21 protein-coding genes and 1 pseudogene are annotated in these 22,714 nt (G+C 66.8%); 9 read left to right on the top strand and 13 right to left on the bottom strand.

Annotated elements, in window-relative coordinates:
* Position 1: 1 nt before the first annotated feature.
* Both A7W11_RS00290 and A7W11_RS00285 read left to right on the top strand, forming a co-directional pair.
* Entirely contained in the window at positions 2-1,885 is a 1,884-nt protein-coding gene (locus A7W11_RS00290) for a PepSY-associated TM helix domain-containing protein (RefSeq protein WP_082887003.1), read from the top strand.
* Positions 1,882-2,253: a DUF3325 domain-containing protein gene (locus A7W11_RS00285; protein ID WP_066406338.1), complete on the top strand. Its 372-nt coding sequence runs from the start codon at positions 1,882-1,884 to the stop codon at positions 2,251-2,253. Before A7W11_RS00290 ends, A7W11_RS00285 begins: the two co-directional genes overlap by 4 nt.
* 86 nt (positions 2,254-2,339) lie before the next feature.
* Here the strand turns inward: A7W11_RS00285 and A7W11_RS00280 are convergent, their stop codons facing one another.
* Positions 2,340-2,705 carry a PRC-barrel domain-containing protein gene (locus A7W11_RS00280; RefSeq protein WP_066406635.1) on the bottom strand — a complete coding sequence of 122 codons (366 nt, stop codon included), beginning with the start codon at positions 2,703-2,705 and terminating at the stop codon, positions 2,340-2,342.
* A gap of 211 nt (positions 2,706-2,916) precedes the next feature.
* The gene (locus A7W11_RS29190) at positions 2,917-3,000 is read right to left on the bottom strand and encodes a small membrane protein YohP (protein WP_456236467.1); all 84 of its coding nucleotides are present in this window, start codon (positions 2,998-3,000) and stop codon (positions 2,917-2,919) included.
* A 204-nt stretch (positions 3,001-3,204) separates the two neighbouring features.
* On the opposite strand from A7W11_RS29190, the pseudogene A7W11_RS27165 reads away from it, so the two are divergent.
* Together A7W11_RS27165 and A7W11_RS00265 are read left to right on the top strand one after the other, a co-directional pair.
* A pseudogene (locus tag A7W11_RS27165) lies at positions 3,205-3,888 on the top strand (tripartite tricarboxylate transporter permease); the annotation flags it as partial.
* A gap of 142 nt (positions 3,889-4,030) precedes the next feature.
* Entirely contained in the window at positions 4,031-4,981 is a 951-nt protein-coding gene (locus A7W11_RS00265) for an OmpA family protein (RefSeq protein ID WP_082887002.1), read from the top strand.
* 7 nt (positions 4,982-4,988) lie between these two features.
* Here the strand turns inward: A7W11_RS00265 and A7W11_RS00260 are convergent, their stop codons facing one another.
* Positions 4,989-5,648 (bottom strand): YrbL family protein, encoded by a 660-nt coding sequence (locus A7W11_RS00260; RefSeq protein ID WP_066406320.1) that lies wholly within the window; start codon positions 5,646-5,648, stop codon positions 4,989-4,991.
* Positions 5,649-6,013: 365 nt separating this feature from the next.
* Here A7W11_RS00260 and A7W11_RS00255 point away from each other — a divergent pair, with 365 nt between their 5' ends.
* Together A7W11_RS00255 and A7W11_RS00250 are read left to right on the top strand one after the other, a co-directional pair.
* A complete protein-coding gene (locus A7W11_RS00255) occupies positions 6,014-6,457 on the top strand; it encodes a hypothetical protein (RefSeq protein ID WP_066406317.1) in 444 nt (147 codons plus the stop codon).
* Entirely contained in the window at positions 6,450-7,760 is a 1,311-nt protein-coding gene (locus tag A7W11_RS00250) for a PQQ-dependent sugar dehydrogenase (protein WP_066406313.1), read from the top strand. The genes A7W11_RS00255 and A7W11_RS00250 overlap by 8 nt, the downstream gene beginning before the upstream one ends.
* Before the next feature lie 52 nt (positions 7,761-7,812).
* On the opposite strand, the gene A7W11_RS00245 is transcribed toward A7W11_RS00250, so the two are convergent.
* Together A7W11_RS00245 and A7W11_RS00240 are read right to left on the bottom strand one after the other, a co-directional pair.
* Entirely contained in the window at positions 7,813-8,877 is a 1,065-nt protein-coding gene (locus A7W11_RS00245; protein WP_173678798.1) for a suppressor of fused domain protein, read from the bottom strand.
* A gap of 107 nt (positions 8,878-8,984) precedes the next feature.
* Positions 8,985-10,979, bottom strand: coding sequence for a PIG-L family deacetylase (locus A7W11_RS00240; RefSeq protein WP_066406312.1), 1,995 nt, complete (start codon positions 10,977-10,979; stop codon positions 8,985-8,987).
* A 249-nt stretch (positions 10,980-11,228) separates the two neighbouring features.
* Here A7W11_RS00240 and A7W11_RS00235 point away from each other — a divergent pair, with 249 nt between their 5' ends.
* Positions 11,229-11,606: a T6SS amidase immunity protein Tai4 family protein gene (locus A7W11_RS00235; protein ID WP_066406311.1), complete on the top strand. Its 378-nt coding sequence runs from the start codon at positions 11,229-11,231 to the stop codon at positions 11,604-11,606.
* Here A7W11_RS00235 and cynS read toward each other — a convergent pair whose 3' ends face one another.
* The 8 genes from cynS to A7W11_RS00195 form a co-directional block, all read right to left on the bottom strand.
* Positions 11,607-12,050, bottom strand: a complete 444-nt coding sequence (gene cynS / locus A7W11_RS00230) for a cyanase (protein ID WP_066406632.1) — start codon at positions 12,048-12,050, stop codon at positions 11,607-11,609.
* A gap of 15 nt (positions 12,051-12,065) precedes the next feature.
* Entirely contained in the window at positions 12,066-12,857 is a 792-nt protein-coding gene (locus A7W11_RS00225) for an ABC transporter ATP-binding protein (protein WP_066406307.1), read from the bottom strand.
* Positions 12,858-12,861: 4 nt separating this feature from the next.
* A complete protein-coding gene (gene ntrB / locus A7W11_RS00220; protein WP_066406303.1) occupies positions 12,862-13,713 on the bottom strand; it encodes a nitrate ABC transporter permease in 852 nt (283 codons plus the stop codon).
* A complete protein-coding gene (locus A7W11_RS00215) occupies positions 13,713-15,065 on the bottom strand; it encodes a CmpA/NrtA family ABC transporter substrate-binding protein (protein WP_066406300.1) in 1,353 nt (450 codons plus the stop codon). Before A7W11_RS00215 ends, ntrB begins: the two co-directional genes overlap by 1 nt.
* A 16-nt stretch (positions 15,066-15,081) precedes the next feature.
* Positions 15,082-15,765, bottom strand: coding sequence for a DJ-1/PfpI family protein (locus tag A7W11_RS00210; RefSeq protein WP_066406299.1), 684 nt, complete (start codon positions 15,763-15,765; stop codon positions 15,082-15,084).
* Between the two features lie 143 nt (positions 15,766-15,908).
* Positions 15,909-16,547 carry a response regulator gene (locus A7W11_RS00205; protein WP_066406297.1) on the bottom strand — a complete coding sequence of 213 codons (639 nt, stop codon included), beginning with the start codon at positions 16,545-16,547 and terminating at the stop codon, positions 15,909-15,911.
* Positions 16,548-16,602: 55 nt separating this feature from the next.
* A complete protein-coding gene (locus A7W11_RS00200; protein ID WP_066406296.1) occupies positions 16,603-17,763 on the bottom strand; it encodes a sensor histidine kinase in 1,161 nt (386 codons plus the stop codon).
* Positions 17,764-17,913: 150 nt separating this feature from the next.
* Positions 17,914-19,473: an argininosuccinate lyase gene (locus A7W11_RS00195; RefSeq protein ID WP_066406291.1), complete on the bottom strand. Its 1,560-nt coding sequence runs from the start codon at positions 19,471-19,473 to the stop codon at positions 17,914-17,916.
* 162 nt (positions 19,474-19,635) lie between these two features.
* On the opposite strand from A7W11_RS00195, the gene A7W11_RS00190 reads away from it, so the two are divergent.
* Together A7W11_RS00190 and A7W11_RS00185 are read left to right on the top strand one after the other, a co-directional pair.
* Entirely contained in the window at positions 19,636-21,957 is a 2,322-nt protein-coding gene (locus tag A7W11_RS00190; protein WP_066406284.1) for a hypothetical protein, read from the top strand.
* A gap of 156 nt (positions 21,958-22,113) precedes the next feature.
* Positions 22,114-22,713, top strand: coding sequence for a nitroreductase family protein (locus A7W11_RS00185; RefSeq protein WP_066406282.1), 600 nt, complete (start codon positions 22,114-22,116; stop codon positions 22,711-22,713).
* Position 22,714: the final 1 nt, after the last annotated feature.

The following is a 22,714-nucleotide window of genomic DNA, read 5'->3' as shown; positions in this document are numbered from 1 at the left end:
AATGAAGCCCGGCTTGCGCCAGCGCATGAGCTGGCTGCATACCTGGTGCGGACTGGTGTGCGCCTGGCTGTTGTGCCTGATCTTCCTGGCGGGCACGATCAGCGTGTTCCGAGCGCCCATCACGCGCTGGATGACGGCCGAGCCCGCGCTGCCGCCGGTATCGGCGGTGCTCGGTCAGGAGGCCGTGATCGCGGCGGCCGCGCGTTTCCTGCAGCAGCAGGACGGCAACGCGCGCTTCTGGCGCATCGAGCTGCCGGGAGAGTCGGGCCAGGCGATGAAGCTGGTCTGGCGCTCGGCGGATGGAAGCACGCACGAGGCCGCGATGGATCCTCGCAACGGCGCGGTACTGCCGCATCCTTGGGGCCGCAAGACCGAGGGTGGGCGTCACTTCATGACGCTGCACTACACCCTGTATGCCGGCAATTTCGGCTTCTGGCTGGTGGGTTGGCTGACGGTAGGCATGCTGGTGGCGCTGCTGTCGGGCATCGTCGTGCACAAGCGCATCTTCAAGGATTTCTTCACCTTCAGGCCGGGGCGAGGGCAGCGGGCCTGGCTCGATGGGCACAACGCTTCGGCGGTGCTGACGCTGCCGTTCCAGTTGATGATCGCCTACACCGGACTGGCCATTTTCTATACCAGCTACATGCCAGGGCCGTTGCGTGCGATGTATGGCGAGAACGGGCATCAGCAATGGCAGGCCGAACTGGCTCGTCAGGCGGCAGAGCCGGGCACCGCGACGGTACTGCCCGCGCGTCCCGCGCTGGATGGCCGGCAGCCGGCGCGATGGCAGGCGGGCATCCTGATGAACGCGGCGCAACAAGCCTTGGACAGCGAGGCGCGCATGGTCATGGTCGAGAGGCCCGGACAGGCGACGGAGCGCATCAGCGTCTACATGCGGCCGGACGCCGAGGCCTCGGTGCGGCAACTGCTCAGTTCAGCCGGCCGTGCCACGTTCCAGGGCGCGACGGGCGAGTTCATCGCCTTGCAGCGGCCAGACGCGCATGCTTCACCGGACGTGGTGCACGAGGTGATGGATCGGCTGCACCTGGCGGCGTACGGCGGCTGGACGATACGTTGGCTGTACTTCGTCTGCGGCCTGGCCGGCACGCTGATGATGGCGACCGGCGCGGTGCTGTTCACCCTCAAGCGGCGCAACAAAAGCGACAGTGAGTTTGGCGCCTATACGCCGATGTTCTACCGTTTGGCCGAGTCGCTGAACGTGGCGGCCATCGCCGGGGCTTGCCTGGCCTGTATTGCGTACTTCCATGCGAATCGCTTGATTCCCGCGGCGCTGTCGGGCCGCGAGGAATGGGAGATCAAGGCATTCTTCGCCGTGTGGGCGGTCAGCCTGCTGCATGCCCTGGTTCGGCCGGTGCAGCGCGCCTGGGTGGAGCAGTTCGCGTGTACGGCGGTGCTGTGCCTGGGGCTGCCGGTGGTCAATGTGCTGACGACGGGGCAGCACGGACTGAACTATGCGCTGGCGGGAAACTGGCAGGCGGCCTGCGTGGAGTCTGTGGTGTTGGTCATGGGCGGTGTGTTCGCGGTGTTGACGTGGCGATTGCGCGACGGCGCATGGGCACAACCGAAGCCAGGCCGGATCTCGGCGACCGCCCGGGGCTACCGCTGGCAGGTGCTGGGAAGGGGGGCGTGCGCGATTGTCGGCGGCTACGTTTTTGCGATGCTGGCGGCCATGGCGTTGGCGCAGGGCATGGCGGCGCTCGGCTTGGCGAGCCGCTCGATCGTCGTGGTCTACGTCACGCTGCTGAGTTTTCTTGTCTATGCCTTGGCCGCCATGTGGGTATTCGCGGCGCGCTGGGCGTGGGCCGGCCTGCTGGCGGCGGTCGTGGTGTCGGGCGTGTTTTCGTGGCAGTTGGCAGCGCCATGACCACGACACAGGCAGTGGCGGCGGCGCTGGGTCTTGCCTTCGCAGGGTTCGCGGCGTTTGCGCTCGCCATGGAACGGCACCACGAGCAGGCGACAGGCCGGGAAGGCCTCGCGGGGACGGTTTGCATGGGCTTGCGCGCGCGCGGCCTGCTCTTGATGAGCCTGGCCTTGCCATGTTGCCTTCAACCCTGGGGGGCGCCAGTCGCGGCCATCGTGTGGCTCGGCATCCTGTCCTGCGCCGCGCTGATGACGACGCTGGTGCTGAGTTACGCGCCCCGCTGGCTCATCCGCGCAGCCGCGGTCGCCGGGGCATCGGCGCTTGCCGTAGTGATCTACGCCCTGAAGCATACAGGCGGGATATCGTCGTAGTGCTTCGTGCGCGGGCAGACGCTCCTCCCGCGACGATATGGAAAAAAGGGCTTGCGAGCATCCTCCGCAAGCCCTTCTCCCTCTTCTTACTGCCAGGGCACCCCGTAGTGCTCATGCACCCGGCGACCGTACTCGTCGGTAAATTCGGGCGCCTTTTCGTGCTCGTAGTGCGGCGCCTTGTCCAGCGTCGACTTGTCCAGCGGCACGACGTAGCCGTCCAGGCCGGTGTCGTATTTCAGCATGTTCCAGGGCAGGGGGTACCGGTCGGTGCCGATGCCCAGGAAGCCGCCGAATTCCAGCACGGCGTAACGAACGTGGCCCGAGTGCTTGTCGATCTGCACATTGTCGATGGAGCCGAGCTTTTCGCCCTGCTGGTTGTAGACCTTCGTGCCTTCGACGCGCTTGGACGAAATGGTGCTCGACGCACTGGTGCCCGTGGTGGGGGTCGTCATCGCATTCATATGGTGATCCTCCTATGAACGGTTTCGCGTGATCGCGGCGGTTGCCGGAACGCTTGTCTCTTCAGCAAGCGACGTGCCGGGCATTCTGGAAGGCGCGCAACGGCATGTTCTGACGCTATCGCATCGCCGCGGATGTCGAGGGAACAATGACAAAGGCCCAGGGGGAACGCCCTGGGCCTTGGCAGTGTGAAGTCGGCAGCGCCTAGAAGATCAGCTTCAGTATGCCCGTCACGGTCAGCAGGCCGACGATGAAGATGATCGCGATGATCCACAGCAGTATTTTCATGATTCTTCCTTTTATGGCTTCAGGTTTGCCGTAGGGGTGCGGCCAGGGCCGCGGAATGAAAAGGCGTACGCTGACGGTCAGCCTAGCAAGCGTCGTGCCCAGCCATCAGGCAGACTGCGCGAGCCCCGCGCCTATCTCACTAGCATCGCCACGCGCCCGGCCTCCGGCAGGTTCTGGATGGCTTGCCGCCTTGTGTTCCAGGCATTCCTGCAGGACGGCGTGGGCCTGATCAGCATCGCGCTGGGCTGCTTCGGCATCGCCGAGATCGTGAAGAACCTGGACAACCGCAGCACGCTGACGCCCTTCAATGGCAAGATCAAGCTGATCCCGACCTGGCCCGAGTTCAAGCGCATCATCCCCAGCGCGCTGCGCGGCAGCGTCATCGGCTCGGTGCTGGGCATCCTGCCCGGCGGCGGCTCGCACCAGCTTCATTCCGCTGATGGCGATCGGCATTCCCGAGAACGCGGTGATGGCGTTGATGCTGGCGGCCTTCATCGTCAAGGGCGTGCAGCCCGGCCCCAACATGATCGGCACCTCCCCCGGATCTGTTCTGGGGGCTGGTGGCCAGCATGTGGGTCGGCAACTGCTTCCTGCTGATCCTGAACGTGCCGCTGGTGCGTTACTGGCTGTCGGTGTTCAAGATCCGGTACACCGTAGGCCGCGCCGCTGATGCTGGGTTTCATCCTCGGCCCCATGCTGGAAGAGAACTTCCGCCGCACCATGCTGCTGTCGCGGGGCGACTTCGCGGTGTTCGTCGAGCGTCCCATCAGCGGCACGCTGTTCGCGGTGATCGGCGCCATCGTGGTGTGGCAGATCGTGTCGTTCCTGCGCGCCAACCGCAAGCGCAGGAATGCGGCCGCTGTACAGGCGCCGCACGGCGCGGACTGAGCCCTCCCTGCGGATACGCCCTGAGACACATTCGACACAGGCGTGTCCGCGCGCATCGGCATAATGACGCCCGATCCAGGGTGCAAGCCGGCCTTCGTGGCCGGTTTTCTCGTACAGGAAAAGGAGGCAGGTGATGCGGGCAATGAGGGCGGGTATTGGGATGGCGCTGAGCGCGCTGATGCTGGCGGCGCAGCCGGGCTGGGCCCAGGACAAGGAAGGGTCGAAAGACCATCCGATGCTCACGCGCTTCACGGGGGCGCAGATCAACGCCTACAGCGTGCAGGACTACGACGAGGCGCTGCTGCCGAACCAGGCGATTGCGGACGACTCCCAGGCCAAGCTGCTGGAGGTGGAGGGCAAGATCACCCGCATCGGCTACCGCATTCCGGGCAACAAGTCGGCGCTCGAGGTCTACCGCAATTACGACGCCGCGCTGGAGCAGGGCGGTTTCGAGGTCATCTTCCTGTGCAAGAGCGATGAGCAGTGCGGCAACGATTTCCAGGGCTACGTGATGAACAGCGGCAAGGTGAAGCTGACGGGCCAGGGTGACGCCGTGTTCGGCGGCAAGTACTACGCTTTGCTGGCCAAGAAGGCTATCGGGACCGGTGACGTGTATGTCTTCCTGGACATCATGCAGGACGAGAGCAACCACTACACGCCGGTGTACCAGCAAGTGGTCGAGACCAGGAAGATGGAGCAGGGCCAGGTGAAGGCGCTGGACGCCACCGCCATGCAGAAGGCGCTGGCGCAGTCGGGGAAGGTCGCCATCTACGGCGTGCACTTCGATACGGACCGGGCGGAGATCAAGGCCGATTCAAAGCCCGCGCTGGACCAGATGGGCAAGCTGCTGAAGGACAATCCCGCGCTGAAGCTCTACGTGGTGGGCCATACCGATAACCAGGGCTCGCTGGAGCACAACCGTGCGCTGTCGCAGCAGCGCGCCGATGCGGTGGTCAAGTCGCTGACGGACCAGTATCAGGTGGATGCCAGGCGCCTGGCCGCCCAGGGCGTGGCCTCGCTGGCGCCGGTGGGCAGCAACGACAATGCCGAGGGACAGGCGATGAACCGGCGCGTGGAGCTGGTGAAGCAATAAGGCCGGGTCAGCGGGACGGCACGGAGGGCGGCGCCATCGCATCGGTGTCGTGCTGGCCGAGCAGATCCATCGCGTCCAGCCGGCGCGGCGCCGACGCCAGCAGCCTGCTGTGGATGCGGGCGCGATGCTTGGCGGCCTTCAGCCGGGCCGTCACGCGTTCGACGCCACGGAACATGCATCGCACGCGGTATTCCATGTCGAAATGGCGGCCACCCAGGCCGTCGATGAACGCCAGTTGGGTTCCACCATTCTCCGTGGCTTGCATCACGACGTTGTCCTGGCTGGCATCGACCCAGACGACGCCATTGCGGGCCAGCCAATCCAGTGCGTCGTCCAGCAGCGCGGCCGCGGCCTCGTCCGGCAGGTGTCCCGCGGCGCGTGCCTGGCGCAGCGTAGGGGCGGGCATGCCTTGCGCGTCGACCACCAGGTCGAGGACCAGGCCCCAGCCCCGATCGGTCATGGCCCAGCCGTGCACGCGCGGGATGCGCGCGTCGGCCACGCCGCGTTGCTGCAGATGGATAGCGTAATGGCTTTCCAGCAGGTTCTGCAGGTGCGCGCGCGGCTTGTCCTTGGCGATCTTGACGCAGCGCGCCGGGTGCTCCGGGTGGCGCCAGCATTCACGCAGGTGTCCGGCGCCGATCTTTTCTTTCAGGATCAGTAGTCCCAATGCCCAATCCTCCCCATTCGGTATTACGGCGATTGTCGTATTCGCTGGGTGTTATTCGAACTGTCGCGAATTTGTAATGTGGCGTCATTTTGATCTCGCGGGTTACGCGCAACAAGACGATTTATCGTTTTAATCAATACTAATTGTTACGAATGTGGGTATGGATGGGTGCGCATTGCGAGTCCTGCACGGGCACAATGCGCAGAGTCTCGCGTGATCCGCCCGTGGCGCGCCCGAATGGCGACGCCACGCTTCCCCGGTGGAGCGTGCCGCGGCACACGGCTTGCTGCAAGGCGGCGCGTCGGCCAGGCAATTCCCTTCGGATCTTTCTGCCTGCCGTCTCTACCTTTCTTCAAAGAGGTGCCATGAAATCCCATGCCTTGCAGTGCCGATCCCGGTTGGCGACGGCGCTATTCGATCTGCTCGACCCCGTGGTGTTCGGCCTGTTCGTCGGTGCGCTGATCTTCGACGTGATCTACCTGTCGTCGCCCATCGTGATGTGGGTGAAAGGAGCCGCCTGGCTGGTGACGCTGGCGCTGGTGTTCGCCATCGTTCCGCGCCTGATCAATCTGGCGCATGTGTGGGTCGTGTCGCGCCGCACCGTGTCCGGCGCCGAGCGGCTCGATTTCTGGTTCAACCTGCTGGCCATCGTCTCGGGCGTGGTCAACGCCTTCGTGCACAGCCGCGATGCGTTCGGTGTGATGCCGCTGGGAATGTGGCTGTCGGCGATCACCGTGGCGCTGCTGTGCCTGGGCCGCATCGTGCTGGTCACGGACAAGGCGCCGGCCGGAGGGCTGACCCATGAATGACGCCATGCGAGTGAGAACGGTGGGCGCCGCGGTGGTGGTGGCGATGCTGGCGGCCTGCAACGATGGCGCGGCGGTCGATCCCAAGGAACAGATCGGACCCGATCCGAAGCTGCCTGCGGCGCAGAGTTTCCTGATGCCGCCCATGCAGGTGCCCGAAGGCGTGGGCTGGCAGGGCAATGCGATGCCGAAGGTGGCGGCGGGCCTGAAGATCGAGAAGGTGGCCGACGGGCTGCTGCATCCGCGCCAACTGTACACGCTGCCCAATGGCGACGTGCTGGTGGTCGAGGCCAATGGCCCCGGCACCGCGCCCGTCACCACGCCGAAGGCGGCGCTGTCGGGACTGGTGAAGACGAAGTCCGGCAAGAGCGGCAAGGGCGGCAACCGCATCACGCTGCTGCGCAACGAGGGGGGCAAGTGGCAGCAGCACGTGTTCCTGGAAAAGCTGAATTCGCCCTTCGGCGTGCAGTTGATCGGCGACACGCTGTACGTGGCCAACACCGACAGGATCATGGCGTATCCCTATGTCCAGGGCGCCACGAAGATCACCGACCCGGGCCGCGAATTCGCCGACCTGCCCGATACGATCAACCATCACTGGACCAAGGCACTGCTGGCCAGCCCCGATGGCCGCAAGCTTTATGTGGGCGTGGGCTCGAACAGCAACGTGGGCGAGAACGGGCTGGACGTGGAATACCGGCGCGCGGCGGTGCTGGAGGTCGACGTGGCCTCGCGCGGCAGCCGCATCTATGCCTCGGGGCTGCGCAACCCCACGGGCCTGGGCTGGGAGCCGCAGACCGGCAAGCTGTGGGCCATCGTGAACGAGCGTGACGAGATCGGCGCCGATCTGGTGCCCGACTATCTGACCTCGGTGCAGGACGGCGGCTTCTATGGCTGGCCTTACAGCTACTTCGGCCAGCACGTCGACGTGCGCGTGTCGCCGCAGAAGCCCGAGCTGGTGAAGAAGGCCATCAAGCCGGACTACGCCATCAGTTCGCACGTCGCGCCGCTGGGCATGTGGTTCTACAAGGGCAACAACCTGCCGGCGAAGTATCGCGGCGGGGTGTTCATCGGCGAGCACGGCAGTTGGAACCGCACGCCGCTCAATGGCTACAAGGTGAGCTTCATCGCGTTCAAGGACGGCAAGCCGACGGGCACGGTCGAACCCGTGGTGACGGGGTTCGTGTCGGAAGACCAGAAGCAGCTGTATGGCGCGCCGGTGGGCATCACCGAGGATGCCGAGGGCGGGCTGCTGATCGCGGACGACGTGGGCAATGTCGTCTGGCGGGTGTCGGCGGGCGGGTGAAGCCGGCGCTGGCTGGCGGCGCGTGGCGACGCGCCGCCGGTCCGGGCGCTGCCTAGCCTATCGTCTGCACGACGTTGCCCTTGGGGTCCTTGACCTCGGTGGGGCGCACGTCGATGCGCAAGCCCTTGAACGACTTCAGGGGATACTCGCCGCGCCTGGGTTGCAGCAGCGAGGCGATCTCGTCGACCGTCGCATCGTCCAGCGTGACGTACAACACGTCGTCTTCCGTGCGCAGCGCGTTCTCGCCCGGCGCGAACACCACGTTCTTGTTGTTGCTGAGCAGGCGCAGGTCGCGGCCGAAGGGCAGGCGCAGCGGCAGCAGCGTGGTGGCTTCCTGCACTTGCAGCGCGCCCAGCGTGACGATGGTGGTGGGCTTGCCCAGCAGGCGCTTCTCCTGCCGCCAGTCCAGCTCGTCGGTGTAGACGTAGCCAGTGGAAGAACCGCTTTCCTTGCGGCCGCGCTCGATGCTGTCCTGCACGCCCGGCTGGCCCAGCAGCGAGTCGCGCGCCAGGTCGGTGATGTACAGCGGCATGTGGGGCCTCAGCACTTCCAGCAGGTCCAGTGTGCGCCACAGCCGCGCCGCGTAGGCCTCGTCCTCGGTCAGGCCGATGACCTGCAGGAATTCGAACTCGCCATTGGGCGTCTGCTGCGTGGGCAGTTCCGGGTCGGCGGTGAACGCCACGTAGGTCAGCCTGGTGTCCTCTTCGACCGCGATGGGGCCGTTGGCGGCCAGCCAGTCGCCGTCGCGGAATATGTTGCCGGTCTTGAAGACGTAGCGCGCCAGGTTCTGCAGGAAGTTGATCACCCACATGGGCGGATCTTCCGCGTCGGGCTCGCAGCGCAGGCGCAGGGTCAGCTCGAAGCCGTAGCCGCTGATCTCGGCGTCGTCCGATTCCTTGCTGTAGAGCTCGGTGAAGCCATACGTGACGTAGTGCCAGTGTGGCGCCGGATCCATGCGCTTGTAGGCGCTGATGCCTTGCAGCGGATCGTTGCCACCCAGCCGATAGCTGATGATGGTGCCGTAGTGCTTGGGTTCCTGCGTCGGGTAGATCGTGTTGCAGGCCGCGTCGATGGCGTCCCAGCCATGCGCAACCTCGTCTTCGTCGATATCCGTCATGAAAGCGGTTCCGGTGGATTGGAGGGGCCAAGCCAAGTGCCCCGGTATCGTACCGCCCTCATTTTCTCGATATGAGACGCGAGTGTCGCGTCTTGTACCGAGGTGTATCACCTGCCTTGCGGTGCGTCCGCGACTGGCGGCGCCGTGGTGGCGATGACAGTGGGAATCGTCTTGCCGAAGGCACCGCCGCCGCCTGCGGGCAAGGTGGCCAGCGACGTGGCGGGCCCCCACACGCCACCGCGGCGCGCCAGCATCCGGTAGGTCTGCGGGTTGCCCGAACTGCGCGCGACCACGTAGAGCGTGCCGTCGACCATGCGCATGGCGGGCAGCGAACTGGCGGTGGCTTCCAGCAGGGTGGCACGGCCGCGCTCGACCAGCCACAGCGGGCCACCGGCGCGTTCCAGCACGCTGACCAGCACGTTGCCCTGGGTGTCGGGGCCGATGGCGGGCTTGCCGACGTATTCCACGCCCAGGTCCTCGGCCGCCGTCCAGTGGATGGCGGTGGCGCGCGCCGTGGCAGGTTTTTCCTCGACCACCCGCATCAGGTGCCGGTTGCCGCGGTCGCGCAGATAGAGTTCGACCAGGCCCTGGGCGTTGCGCATGGCGGCCAGCCCGCCGGCGCTGGCGGCGACCGGCACGGGCTGCCAGGCGGCCCAGCCGCCTTCGTGGCCGGCGGCATGTTGCGTCGTCGACCAGGCATTGCCGGCGCGATCGATGGCGAACACCACGAAGCGGCCCGCGGCGTTCATGGCGATGGCGGGTCTGCCCATGGCGTCGGCCAGCAGGGGCAGCGGCTGCCAGGCGTTCCAGCCGCCGCCGATGCCCGAGGGCGAGGTCCAGTAATAGCGGCCGTCATAGCCCATGGCCACGGCGGCGGCGTCGCGCGGCGCGACGACCGGGCTGTTCGAAAAGCGCACGCCGGGCATGGCCTGCCAGCCTTTCCAGCTGCCGTCCAGGTTCTGCTTGTTCACCCACAGGCTGCCCAGCGTGTCGCGGGCGAAGACGCCGGCGGTGGCGTCGGGATAGGCGAAGGACACCAGCGAGCCGGCGGTGCGGCCGCCCAGCGAGGTCCAGCGGCCCTGGCGCGCGTCCCACAGGTTGACGGCGTCGTTGGCCTCGCCGGCCGCGAACACCAGCAGGCCGTGGCGGGCGTCGCTGTACAGCTCGGGGGCGAAGTCCTGGCGCGAGACGTAATAAGAACGCTGCACCCAGGCGGCGGCGGGGCCGGCGGGTTCCTGGCAGCCTTGCGGACCCTTGCAGTACTTGTAGTCCTCCCACGCATAGCGCCGGAAGATCTCGGACTTGAGGGTGGTCTCGGCGTCGCTCAGGTTGGCGGCGCGTTCCTGCGAGGGATAGTCGACGTAGCCTGCCTCGGCGTAATTGCCGGGCACCAGCGCCATGGCCTCGCGGGTCAGGCGGGCGCTGGCGATGTGGTCGGGATGGCTGTGGCCCGTGCAGCGCCAGCACAACTGGGTGTAGGGCACCGGGGTCTGATCGTCCAGGTGGCGCACGGTGGTGGGGCCGTAGTCGCGGATCAGCGCGGCCAGCGTCTTCACCAGCGCATCGCGCGTATAGGTTTCCGGGTTAGGGCCCAGCGTGTCGGACGTGACCTGCGGATCGGATTCGGTGCGGCTCAGCGGGGTCAGGCTGCCCCAGCCCTTGCCCAGCCACGGGTCTTTCAGGCGCATGTGCACCAGTTGCACGCGCGGGTTGCCCTGCAGCGTGACGCGGGTGATGGCGTGGCCGTTGGCCTGCAGGGTGTCGGTGCTCCACAGGTCGGGCTGGTGCGCCATGTAGGCATAGGCGGCGCGCACGCCTTTCTCGCGGCCCAGCATATAGCCGTCGCCTTCGCCGGCATCGCTGGCCGTCAGGTAGACGACACGCACGCATCCGCCGGCCTCGATGTTCGAGGCGATGTCCGGGTTCATGAACAGCAGGTCGTCGTCCAGGTGCGCGACGAACGCCATGTCCTTGATGCCGTGGCAGTCTTCCAGCGTGGGGGCCGTGGCGGCCGCGCTGGCGGAGGGGGCGGTGATGAGGCCTGCCACGCAAGGCAGGACGAAGCGGGCAAGGATGCGGCGGATGGCCGCGGTGGCTGGCATGGCGATTCGCAAACGGGCGGTCAGGCCCCCGAGAAATGGGCACGCAAGCTGGCGCGCCTTTACAGACTGCGACACGATGTGAGGTGATACTGCGGGGCTGAGTATAGCGACGAGATTTTTTGTAAGGGGTAACGGTGGGACCGTTTGTGCGTTGTGGCCCGTGCGGTTACAAGCGTTGTCGTGAGCGCGCAACGAAAGCCCCGGCGAAAACGTCTTTTCCGGGGGATAACTCGACGATCAGGAGTTGCAATGAAGTGGATGGGAATTGCCGCCGGCCTGTTGCTGTCATTGCCGGTGTCGACCCTGGCCAGGGACGATCCCCGCCAGGAAAAGCCGCATACCCACACGATGCCGGAGTCGGAGCGACTGGAGAAGTTCGCCGTCGCCCAATGCCTGATTACCGCGTTTCCGGGTACGCCGATGGCGGAGGATGCCGGCCGCGCATTGGGCGGTTATGTCGAACTGGGAAGGGCGGACGTGGATACCTATCAGGCCATCGGGGCGCTGGCCAGGAAATACCTGTCCACGCCGTATCAAGCGAAAAGTGGGAAGTCGCTGCACGTGATGCAGTGCCTCGACTTCCCGGTGGATCCCGAACTGCAGGCGTTGATCAAGCCTTTTCGCTGATCAATACATCTTGTACGGCAGGAACTTGCCGCTCATCACGATCTGCACGCGGTCTCCATTGGGATTCGCTTCGCGCGCCAGGTCCATCTTGAAGTCGATGGCGCTCATGATGCCGTCTCCGAACTCTTCGTGGATCAGCGCCTTGAAGGTCGTGCCGTAGACGCTGACCAGTTCGTAGAAGCGGTAGATCAGCGGATCGGTGGGCACGACGGTGGGCAGCGAGCCCTTGTAGGGCACCACCTGCAATTGCAGCACCGCGTCGGGCGGCAGGTCGAGCAGGCGGCCCGCGGCCTCGGCCTGCTCGCGGGTCATCGTCATCTGGCCCAGCAGGGCGGCGGTGGTCCACTCCTTGCTCTGGCCCACGGCCTCGGCGATGGCGGCCCAGCTCAGTTGCTTTTCCAGGCGGCGGGTGACCACCAGTTCGGTGACGTCGTTGCGAGTCATCATGGCATTGCTCCTTCAGTGTGTGGCGGCGTTGTCGACCAGGAAGTCGACCAGGTGGTTGCGGATCTCGTAATAGCGAGGTTCGTGATGCAGGCTGGCGCGGGTGCGGTCGCGCGGCAGGTCGATGTGCAGCGATTCGGCGATGCGGGCATTGGGGCCGGCGCTCATCAGCAGGATGCGGTCTGACAGCAGGATGGCCTCGTCCACGTCGTGCGTAATCATGAACACGGTCTGGCGGGAGTCGCGCACGATGGCGCGCAGCTCGTCCTGGATCGTGCCGCGCGTCAAGGCGTCCAGCGCGCCGAAGGGTTCGTCCAGCAGCAGCATCTTGGGCTGGATGGCGAAGGCGCGGGCGATGCCGACGCGCTGCTTCATGCCGCCGGACAGTTCGCTGGGACGCTTGTTCAGCGCATGCTTCAGGCCGACCATTTCGAGATGCCGGATGCTGTGCTCGCGCACCTCGTCGCGCGGCTTTTCCGGCCAGCGCGAGCGCACGCCGAATTCGACGTTCTGCAGGGCCGTGAGCCAGGGCAGCAGCGCATGCGCCTGGAACACCACGCCGCGTTCCAGGCTGGGGCCGGCTATCTCGCGGCCATCCATGATGACCACGCCGTCGCTGGCTTCGTCGATGCCGGCCAGGATGTTGAGGATGGTGGTCTTGCCGCAACCCGAATGGCCGATCACGCAGACGAACTGGCCTCGCTCGATGCCGAAGTCGATGTTCTCGAAGACGGTTTGCAGCGGTTGGCCGGCGCGGCCCGGATAGCGCCTGGCCAGGCCCTGGACTTGCAGGAAAGGGGCGGTCATCCGCTTACTCCTTGTAGCTGACCAGCCGCGCGACGCGCGCCAGCGCGGTGTCCAGCAGCATGCCGATCAGGCCGATGAAGAAGATGGCGCACAGGATGTTGGTGATGGACAGGTTGTTCCACTCGTTCCACACGAAATAGCCGATGCCGGTGCCGCCGATCAGCATCTCCGCGGCCACGATCACCAGCCAGGCGATGCCCACCGAAATGCGCATGCCCGTCATGATGGTGGGCGCGGCGGCCGGCAGCACCACCTGCAGCGCGGTGCGCAGGCGCGAGACCTCCAGCGTGCGGGCGACGTTCAGCCAGTCCTGCCGCACCGATCCCACGCCGAACGCGGTGTTCACCAGCATCGGCCAGACGGAGCAGATGAAGATCACGAAGATGGCCGAGGTGTTCGCGTCCTTGATCGTGTAGAGCGCCAGCGGCATCCAGGCCAGCGGAGAGATCGGCTTGAGCACCTGGATGTAGGGATCGAAGGCGCGGTACACCACGGGCGACATGCCGATCAGGAAGCCCAGCGGGATGGCGACCAGCGCGGCCAGGATGAACCCGGCCAGCACGCGCGCGATCGAATGCCCCAGTTGTATGCCCAGGCCCTTGTCGTTCGGTCCGCGGTCGTAGAACGGATCGCCCAGGTGGCGCAGCAACTGCGCGCCGACCTCTGCCGGGCCGGGAAACGGCGTCTTGCCGCCGCTGGCCGCGGCGTTGCCGACCAAGGCCGCGTAGGCCGGATCGACCGTTGCCGCGGCGGCGGGCTGGCGCGTGGCGACGTGCCAGCTGGCCAGAAAGACGATCAGTATCGCCAGGGACAGCACGGCAGCCCGGACCCGCACGTGGACGGCAGTGGCGCGCATCAGCTCCTCCGGATGGGAAAGCCGGCCAGGTAGGCCTCGGGCTGGCTGGCGTCGAAGGGCTTGCCCATGACCGAGAACGGCTTGGTCGTGCCGGACGGCGGCGTCAGGCCTGCCTCGCGCATCAGCCGCACGGCATCGGTGGCCAGGAAGACGTCGTTGGCGATCTTCGCGTAGTCCACCTCGCCCTTGATCTGGCCCCAGCGCTTCATCTGCGTGAGGATCCATACCGCGAAGGACTGCCAGGGCATGGGATCGAAATCGATCCGCTCGGGCACGTTCATCACGTTGCCCAAGCCGTCCGCGAAGGTGCCCGTCAACACCTGTTCGACCACGGTGACGGGCTGGTTCAGATAGTTGGGGGTGGAAATGGCGGCCGCGATTTCCTTGCGGTGCGCGGGAAGCCGCGCATAGGCCGTGGCTTCGATGATGGCCTTCAGCAGCGCCTGGTAGGTGTTGGGCATGCCGGTCACGAATTGCCTGCTGGCGGCGAAGGCGCAGCAGGGGTGGCCGTCCCAGATCGTCCTGGACAGGGTGTGGATGAATCCCACGCCGTCATAGACGGCGCGCTGGTTCACCGGGTCGGGCGCCAGGAAGCCGTCGATGTTGTCGGCGCGCAGGTTGGCCACCATCTCCGGAGGCGGTACCGAGCGGATCTGCACGTCCTGGTCCGGATCGATGCCGTGCTCGGCCAGGTAGTAGCGCAGCAGGTAGTTGTGCATCGAGTAGTCGAACGGCACCGCCAGCTTGAAGCCCTTCCAGCTCTTGGGATCGCGGCGGTCCTTGTGCTTCATCGACAGCGTGATGGCCTGCCCGTTGATGTTCTCCACCGCGGGCATGGTCCACGGCTGCGCGCTGCTGGTGCCCGCGCCCAGCGTGATGGCCAGCGGCATCGGCGACAGCATGTGGGCGGCGTCGTACTCGCCGGACATGGCCTTGTCGCGGACCAGCGCCCAGCCGGCCGTCTTGACCACTTCCACGTCCAGTCCCTGCTTGGCATAGAACCCCATCGGGTGCGCCATGATGATGGGGGTGGCGCAAGTGATGGGGATGAAGCCGACCTTCAGCTTCTGCTTTTCCAGGGGCCCCGTACCCTGTGCGAAGGCCTCTTTGGCCGCGGCCAGGGGAAACAGTGAGGCCACCGCCGCCAGCGCGGTGCCCGATCCGACGGCGCGCAGGAAGCGGCGCCGCAGCGCGTCGTTCGGGAACAGCGCGCGCATGACCGCGCTTTCCACCGCGCGGTCCTGCGCCGCGTGTTCGGGCAGCGCGCGATCGTGTTCGGCCGGACTGGCGTGACGGCCGCAGGCGCAGCCCAGGCGGGCATGGGGGTCGAAGGGATTGCGAAACAGAGACATGGCGGACTCCGGCGGTTCAGTGGGAAACCAGGGTGGATGGCAGCCCCGAGGGGGCGTACTCGATGTCGGCGCGATACAGGTCGTAGGCGTGCCGGTACTCCATGACGCGGGCGACTTCTTCCAGCACGGCTTCGGCGTAGCCGGCCCGCCGCAGCAGGTGCAGGCCCAGGTCGATGCCCGCCGCTGGGCCCGCCGCGCTGACGATGCGCCCGCTGTCGACGATGCGGGCGTGCTGCGTGCGGCAAGCTGGCGCCAGCATCGCCAGGCGGTCGATGGGGGAGCAGCCCAGGTGCGAGGCTTCGATGCGGTCGGGCTCTTTGCGGCTGGTCGCGGCCAGGCCGTCCAGCAACCCCATGCACGCGTATACCCAGACGCCGGAGCCGCTGCCGGCCAGCAGGCACGAGGGGGGCAGCGAGGCGATGTAGCGATGCAGGCGGCGGTTGTGCATCTGCTGCCTGGCGCCCGGGCCGCCGGGGATCAGCAGCGCGTCGATGTCGGGCGCGTCGGCCATGCCGAAGGCGGGCAGTACGGCCAGGCCGCTGGCCGTGCTGACGGCCTGCAACGTTTCGCCGATGGCGCAGATGTCGATCTCGGGCGCGAAGCGCCGTGCCACCGACAGCACGCCGCAGGGCGCCGCGTAGTCGAGTATCTCGGCATCCCGGTATACGTAGATGCCCAACCGGAATCCGGGGATCTTCATCCTGTCCGCTCATGAATGATGTCGGACAGATGATGCGAGCGGGCGGGCGCGGTGCCTATCCCGGTTTCGATGATCCCCGTGTAGTGGCCGCACTACGTGGTGCGTGGGGAGCGCCCTCGTGGTGCGCGGACGGGTGCGCGCGCCTAGTTCGCACCCAGGTGGTGCCGATGCGCGTAGGTCGCCAGATCGACCAGCGAATGCACGTCCAGTTTCTCGAAGATGCGCGCGCGGTAGGTGGAGATGGTATTTGAGGACAGGGCGAGTTGTTCGGCGATGGCCGACACGGATTTGCCCGCCACCAGCAACTGCAGGACCTGGAACTCGCGGTCAGACAGGGCCTCGTGCGGCGCATCGGGATGGTCTTGCCGTACGCTGTGCGCCAGCAACTCGGCCACCGCCGGCGTAATGTAGGGCCTGCCCGACGCCGCGTTGGCCAGGGCGCCCATCAGCGACTCGGGGTCGCAACCCTTGTTGAGATAGGCATGGGCGCCGGCGCGCATGGCGCGCACCGCGAACTGCGCCTCGGGATACACCGACAGCATCACCACGCCCAGGCGGGGATGCTCGGCCCGTACGGCCTTCAGCAGGTCGAGCCCGTCGCGTTCGCCCAGCGCCACGTCGAGCACGACCGCGTCGTAATGGGCCGCGCGCAGGGCGCGCAGGGCAGAGGGGGCATCGGCCGCTTCGTCGGCGCGGCCGATTCGCGGGTCTTCCACCAGCAGGCGAGCCAGGCCGCGCCTGATGATCAGGTGATCGTCGACGATCAGGATGTGCAGGCTCATGGCGATCTCTTGGTGATGCGCGCGCGGGGGGCAGGCGTGGCCGAACGGATGCCGTTCATGGCGTGGGCGCGGCCAGGCTCAGGCCTTCGATGCGCAGCGTGGCGCATGTGCCCTCGCCCGGGGTGCTGTCCAGCGCCAGCACGGCGCCGATCGCCCGCGCCCGTTCGCGCATGCCCAGGATGCCGAACGACTGCGTGGGTGCGGGCTGGGCGGGCAGGCCCACGCCGTCGTCGCGCACCACGAGTTCCAGCGCGCCGTCGCGGATGGCGATGTCCATGCAGAGTTGGCTGGCCCGCGCATGGCGCTGTACGTTGGTCAGCAGTTCCTGGACGATGCGGTAGACCTCGATCTCGGCGGCCCGGCCCAGGCGCATCCGTTCCGCCTGCGGCGTGCAGGCATAGCGGCAGGCCAGCGATCCGCGCATCTGGACGTCCTGCAGCAGGGATTCCAGCGCCGCCCACAGGCCGAGGTGGTCCAGCGTAACCGGCCGCAGGTCATTCAGGATGCGGCGCGTGGCGCCCACGGCGCTGGTGGTCACGTCGATCATGCGCGACAGGTGTTGCTGCAGCGCGGGCTCATCGGGCAGGCGCCGAGCCAGCCAGTTCAGGTCGAATTGCAGGGCGGTGAACGAGGCGCCCAGTTCATCGTGGATGTCGCGTGCGATGCGGGCGCGCTCTTCTTCGCGCAGCATGCTCAGGTGGGCCGCCAGCCGGCGCAGCGACTCCTGCGCGCGTTGCAGCTCGATGGTGCGTTCGTCCACGCGGCGCTCCAGCAGCGCGTGCGAGGCCTGCAGTTGCCGTTCGATGCGCTTGCGCTCGGAGATGTCGGCGAAGGTGACGACCGCGCCGATCACCTGCTCGTGGTCCAGTATGGGATAGGAGGCGTACTCGGCGGGAAAGCTGCTGCCGTCGCGCCGCCACAGCACCTCGTCGTCGGCCTGCTCGCCGCGTCCTTCCCGAAAGGCCTTGAAGATGCGGCAGTCGTGCACCGGCATCAGTTGCGCATCGGCATGCGAGTGGTGGATGAGGTAGTGCATGTTGCGGCCCACTACCTCGTCAGGCGTGTAGCCCAGCAGGGCGGCGCCCGGGCCGTTGATGAAAATGCAGCGGCCGCGCAGGTCGATGCCATAGATGCCCGACCCGGCGGACTCCAGCAGCATTTCCAGCTGGCGCCGCCAGGCCGCGTGGTGCGACAGGTGATTCAGGTCGGCGAACATGCAATCCCCAATGGCTTGCACGGGAACGCCGTGGCGTGTGCCGGCGCGCCTCGTGCCATGCCGTGTGGCCGCGTCTGGCGCGCGGCTCGGAGCGGGCAGTGTATGCCGGCCCCGAGGACGCTGTCACCGCAGGGTTTGCACCAGCGCCGATCAGTTCTTGCCGGCGCCCTTGCCGCTATCCGCCAGCTTCTCGAAGGCGCGGTCCAGTTCGGCCAGCGAGCTGCTGATGTGCGCGCGGCGTTCCTTGATCCACGTATCCTGCGCCGCCAGCTTCTCGTTGGCTTCCTTCAGCATGCGCTGCATCTCGGCGGGTTGCGGGCCGCCGCTGGTGGCGCGGTTCTTCACGATGGCGATGGGGTCCAGCGTCGAGCGGAACTCCTTCTCGTCCATCGGCAGTTCCTGCGGATACTTGCTGCCCTTGACCGCTTCTTCGTAGATGCGGCGTGCCTGGTCGTACGGGAAGTCCAGCGGCTTGATGTTCTTGGCCTTGGCGTATTCGACCACTTCGGAGGCGAAGTGATGGCCCACGCGGAACGGCAGCTTGTACTTGCGCATCAGCACGTCGGCCAGTTCCTGCGAGGCCGTCCAGTCGCTGTTCAGCTCTTCCAGCGCGCGCTCGGGGCTGATGACCATCGCCTTCAGCACGCGGTCCCAGCGCTTCAATGCGCTGATGGCGCTGTCGACCATGGCCGAGTTCTGCTTCACGTCCTTGGGGTCGCTCATGCCCGGCGTGATGTTGTGCGTCTGGATCGCGGGACCCATCGCCAGCGTCAGCGCGGTCGAGGCGTCGCTGCGCGTGTCGTTCAGCAGGCCGGGATTGCGCTTCTGCGGCATGGCGCTGGACACATAGGTGTTGCCGCCGCCTTCCTGCAGCAGGATCCACGGGCGCGACTGCGCATACTGCGTCATCACGTCCTCGACGAAGTTGCCGGTGTGCAGCGCGATGGCGGTGACGATGGAGGCGACTTCGACCGGCTCGTCCATCGAGGACAACTGCGAGGCATCGTAGGCGTTGTCCACCAGCGCGTTGAAGCCCAGGTATTGGGCCATGCGCTTGCGGTCGAGCGGCCAACTGGTGCCGTTCAGCACCGTGGTGCCCATGGGCGAGCGGTCCACGCGGACATAGGTTTCGCGGATGCGCTGCGCGTCGCGGTCCAGCGCGGCGGCGAAGCCCAGCAGGTAGTGGCCGTAGCTGTTGGGCTGCGCGGCCACGCCGTTGGTGTAGTTGGGCACGATGGTGTCGACGTGCTTGCCGGCCAGCGCCACCAGCGTCTTGGACGTGGCGTTCAACTGGTCGGCCAGGTCCAGCAGCTTGTCGCGCAGGATGGCGGCGCGATAGGTGGCGTGCATGTCCTGGCTGGAACGGCCCGCGTGCAGCAGGGTGATGTCCTGGCCGGCGGCCTGGATCAGCAGCGGCTCGAAGGTGATGACGGTGGCCGGACGCTTGCCGCCGGGCTGGTTGCCGTCTGCGATCACCTTGGCGACACCGGCGGCCAGGCGCGGGGCCATTTCCTTGTCCAGCAGGCCTTCGTCGGTGTTGATGACGGCGGTGGCCTTGTTCATCTCGCCCAGCCAGAAGAAGGGGTCGCGGGGCGGCGTCTGCTGGACGGCGGGCGGCTTGCCTGCGGAAGGAGCCTGTTGGGCCGTTGCGGTGCAGCAAGCCAGGGCGGCGGCCAGCGCGGCGGCGCGCAATAAGGGACGTTGTCTCATGGTGTCGTTATGGGGCTGGATTGAGCAGCGGCCAGTGTAAGCCATGAGGCCGGCCGGGGCCGGCGCCGCGTGGAACTTTGGCGAGCATGGCGTTACTCAGCGGATTGCGCGGGGGCAGGCAGCCCTCGACCCGCCCTGTTCGATGGTCCCAAGGAGCTTTCCATGTTGATCGGTGCGTCACCCACCCTCAAACCCGTCGTCACGCCCGACGTCGATGTGGCCAGGTCTTCGGAGGTCGGCGGCGCCGAACCGGTTTCTCCCGTTTCCAGCGAGGCGCCACGCACGCTCCACGGCGTGCGCGATGTCGTTTTCGTCGGCGTGGGCAGCAGCACAGCCTATCTGCTGAACGGCATGAACCGCCAGTACGCGCCTGACGGGCACCAGCCCTGGACGCCGGGCGACCACGCCGAGCCCGGCCCTTATACGGGTAGCGTCGCCATCGTCGGGCAGCAGGATGCCTGGGCGCCCGCCGTGCGCGGCCGCGGCGTCCTGAATCACCAGGAAGAGATCGTTGGCCAGTGGGCGATCGGCGCGCCCGGGCATGCGCCCGCCTATATGGATCGTGACACACTCGTGGAGCAGAACCGCGAGCAGATCGGACGCGCCCGGGAGCTGGGCGCCGATGTGCATGAACAGCCGCTGCGTAGCGTGGAGCGCCTGGATAACGGCAATTTCCAGGTCACGCTCGGGGATGGCAGCACGCTGGAGACCCGCCAGTTGATCCTGGGCATGGGCGCCGGACCGCACAGCAGCGTGCCGAATGTGCAGATCGCCCGCGCGGCGCTGAACGCATTGCTGGCCGACCTGCCGGAGGGCAGGGGCGGCCTGTTGAATGCCCAGCAGCGTTCGGATCTGCTGGGAACCGACGCGAAAAAACGCGATGCCGCGCTCAAAACGCTGGGCCTGGATGACACCGCCCGAGGCGAGCTGGAAGGCGCCATCGCGGGCATCCCGATGACCCGCGCCGAACGCATGCTGCTGAACATTTCCTACGACCACGAGGACGAGGTCGTGGCGCCGCGGGTGATGGACCTGGACAGTTTCATGCGCCTGAGCGAGACGGAGGACCTTTCGGGCAAGCGCGTGGTGGTGCATGGTCCAAATGCGGGTATCGATGCCGTCGAGCGCGCCCGCGAGAAAGGCGCGCGGGTCGACTGGCTGGTGCGCTCGACGGATCCCGTGCTGCTGGACCGCAATCTGCTGCAGCACGCCAACCAGCTCACTGCGGTGACGGAAGCCACGGAAGACAGCATGCTGGTGCTGCGTCACGTCGGCGATGTGGCCATCGCGAGGGGTGAAGGCGATCCGCCACTGCACCTGACCGGAACGGGCTTGAGCGGCGATCCCGCTCCCGACCTGCGCGCCGATTATTACGTCTATGCACTGGGACAGGACGCGGAGGCGCCCGGGGCCATCCTGCCCTGCCTGGGCGCCTTGGCACGCGATCTCGAACCCGTTTACGACAACGACCAAGTGTTCAGCGACGCGGCCTACAAGACGGTGCTCGGGCTGCAGAGCAAGGGGTCGGATTCCAGCAAGGGGCTGGTCATCGTCGGAGCCGCGGTGGCCCAGATCGCGCCATCGGTGTCCCACAACTATCTCGAGCGGGCCGACCGCAACGCGCTCGTTGCGTCCGAGTTCCTGGCCTATCCAGGCTACGAAAACGGGGCGACGCTGCGCCGGCTCATCACCGAGGGGGCCAGCAAGGAGGCCATCATGTCGGCCTACGAGACCTGCAAGACGGAGGTCGGCACCTTCGATGCGGAAGTCTCCGCTGCAGGCCTGACGCGGCCGATGGATGGCCTGAAATTCGCCCTCGACCACCTGTTCGAGGCGCGGGAATACTTCGCCGGGCGGGACCGCTCCGCGCGCGGCGTGGCGTTGGAGCTGGGTAACCAGTCGAGCACCACGGTTGCGTCGGTCGTGCAGTCCCCGCAACTGGGCACGGTGAAGGCGGCCTCGGCCGCGCTGGCGGGCATCATGCCCGCGTATGTCAGCCACGGGCAGGCCAACTTCACCAGCGACGACCGCACCATGCTGCGCGCCTATCTGGCGGAAACGCGCGAAGGCCTCGGCGACGCCGATGCGGAAAGCTTCGTCCAGGAGGTGATCGCCACGCGCCATCTGAAGCAAGCCGACTTCGTCGACAGGGCCGCGGGGGCGTTGTGCGGCGCTGTCGGTGCCCAGGCATTCGTGCAAGAAGGGCTGTCGCCGGGATTGCGCGATGCCGTGGGGGTCTACCACGCGGGCAAAGACGGAGACAACGAGCCCGCATTGCGCGCGGCGGTGGTGCGGGAGTTGAACCAGGATATTGACGCGGGCAGGGTGGATACGCCGGTGCGTGGCGTGCCTGACTCCGTGCGGCGGGCCTATGAAGCCCGGCTCGACCGCCTGGCGTCCGGCGCCCAGCCTTCCACGCCCATGGTGCTGGATTGGGTGCTGCGCACGCCCGTGATGACCCTGCCGCGGACGGGATTCGTCTGAGGGCGTGGCCGTATTGGGGGCGACGAGCCTGAAACGGCTCATTGGAATCATTCCTGGAACAGTTTGTTCCGGACATGCACCTGGCAGAACACTACGCGCGCGCGACCGCCGCACGTAGAATTCCCGCACCCTCCCAAGCACTGAAGGTTAACCGCCATGAGCAACGCTTTCATCGACGCGCTGAAGCAGCGCCGCACCCAATACGCCCTGGGCCGCAACGTCTCGCTGTCCCAGGCAGCCCTGGTCGAACTGATCCAGGAAGCCATCAAGCATTCCCCCTCGTCGTTCAACTCGCAAAGCTCGCGCGCCGTGATCCTGTTCGGCGCCGAAAGCCAGAAGCTGTGGAAGCTGGCCACCGAGGAAGTCCGCAAGGTCGCCCCGGCCGAAGGCTTCGACAAAACCGAGGCCAAGCTCAACAGCTTCGCCGCCGGCGTGGGCACCGTGCTGTTCTTCGAGGACCAGGACGTCGTGCGAAGCCTGCAGGAGAAGTTCGCGCTGTACGCCGACAACTTCCCGGTGTGGTCGGAGCAGGCGGGCGGCATGGCCCAACTGTCCGTCTGGGCCGCGCTGGCCAACGAGGGCGTGGGCGCCAGCCTGCAGCACTACAACCCGCTGATCGACAATGCCGTGGCCGCCGAGTGGAACGTGCCGGCCTCGTGGAAGCTGCGCGCGCAGATGCCGTTCGGCTCGAACGAAGCCCCGTTCGGCGACAAGGCCTTCATGGACGACGCCGAGCGCTTCAAGACCGCCGGCTAAG

Origin of the sequence: Bordetella ansorpii, from assembly GCF_900078315.1 — a bacterium.
Classification (GTDB): domain Bacteria; phylum Pseudomonadota; class Gammaproteobacteria; order Burkholderiales; family Burkholderiaceae_B; genus Bordetella; species Bordetella ansorpii.
Note: the sequence above shows the minus strand (reverse complement) of the source record. Positions and strands in the feature narration are given on the sequence as shown.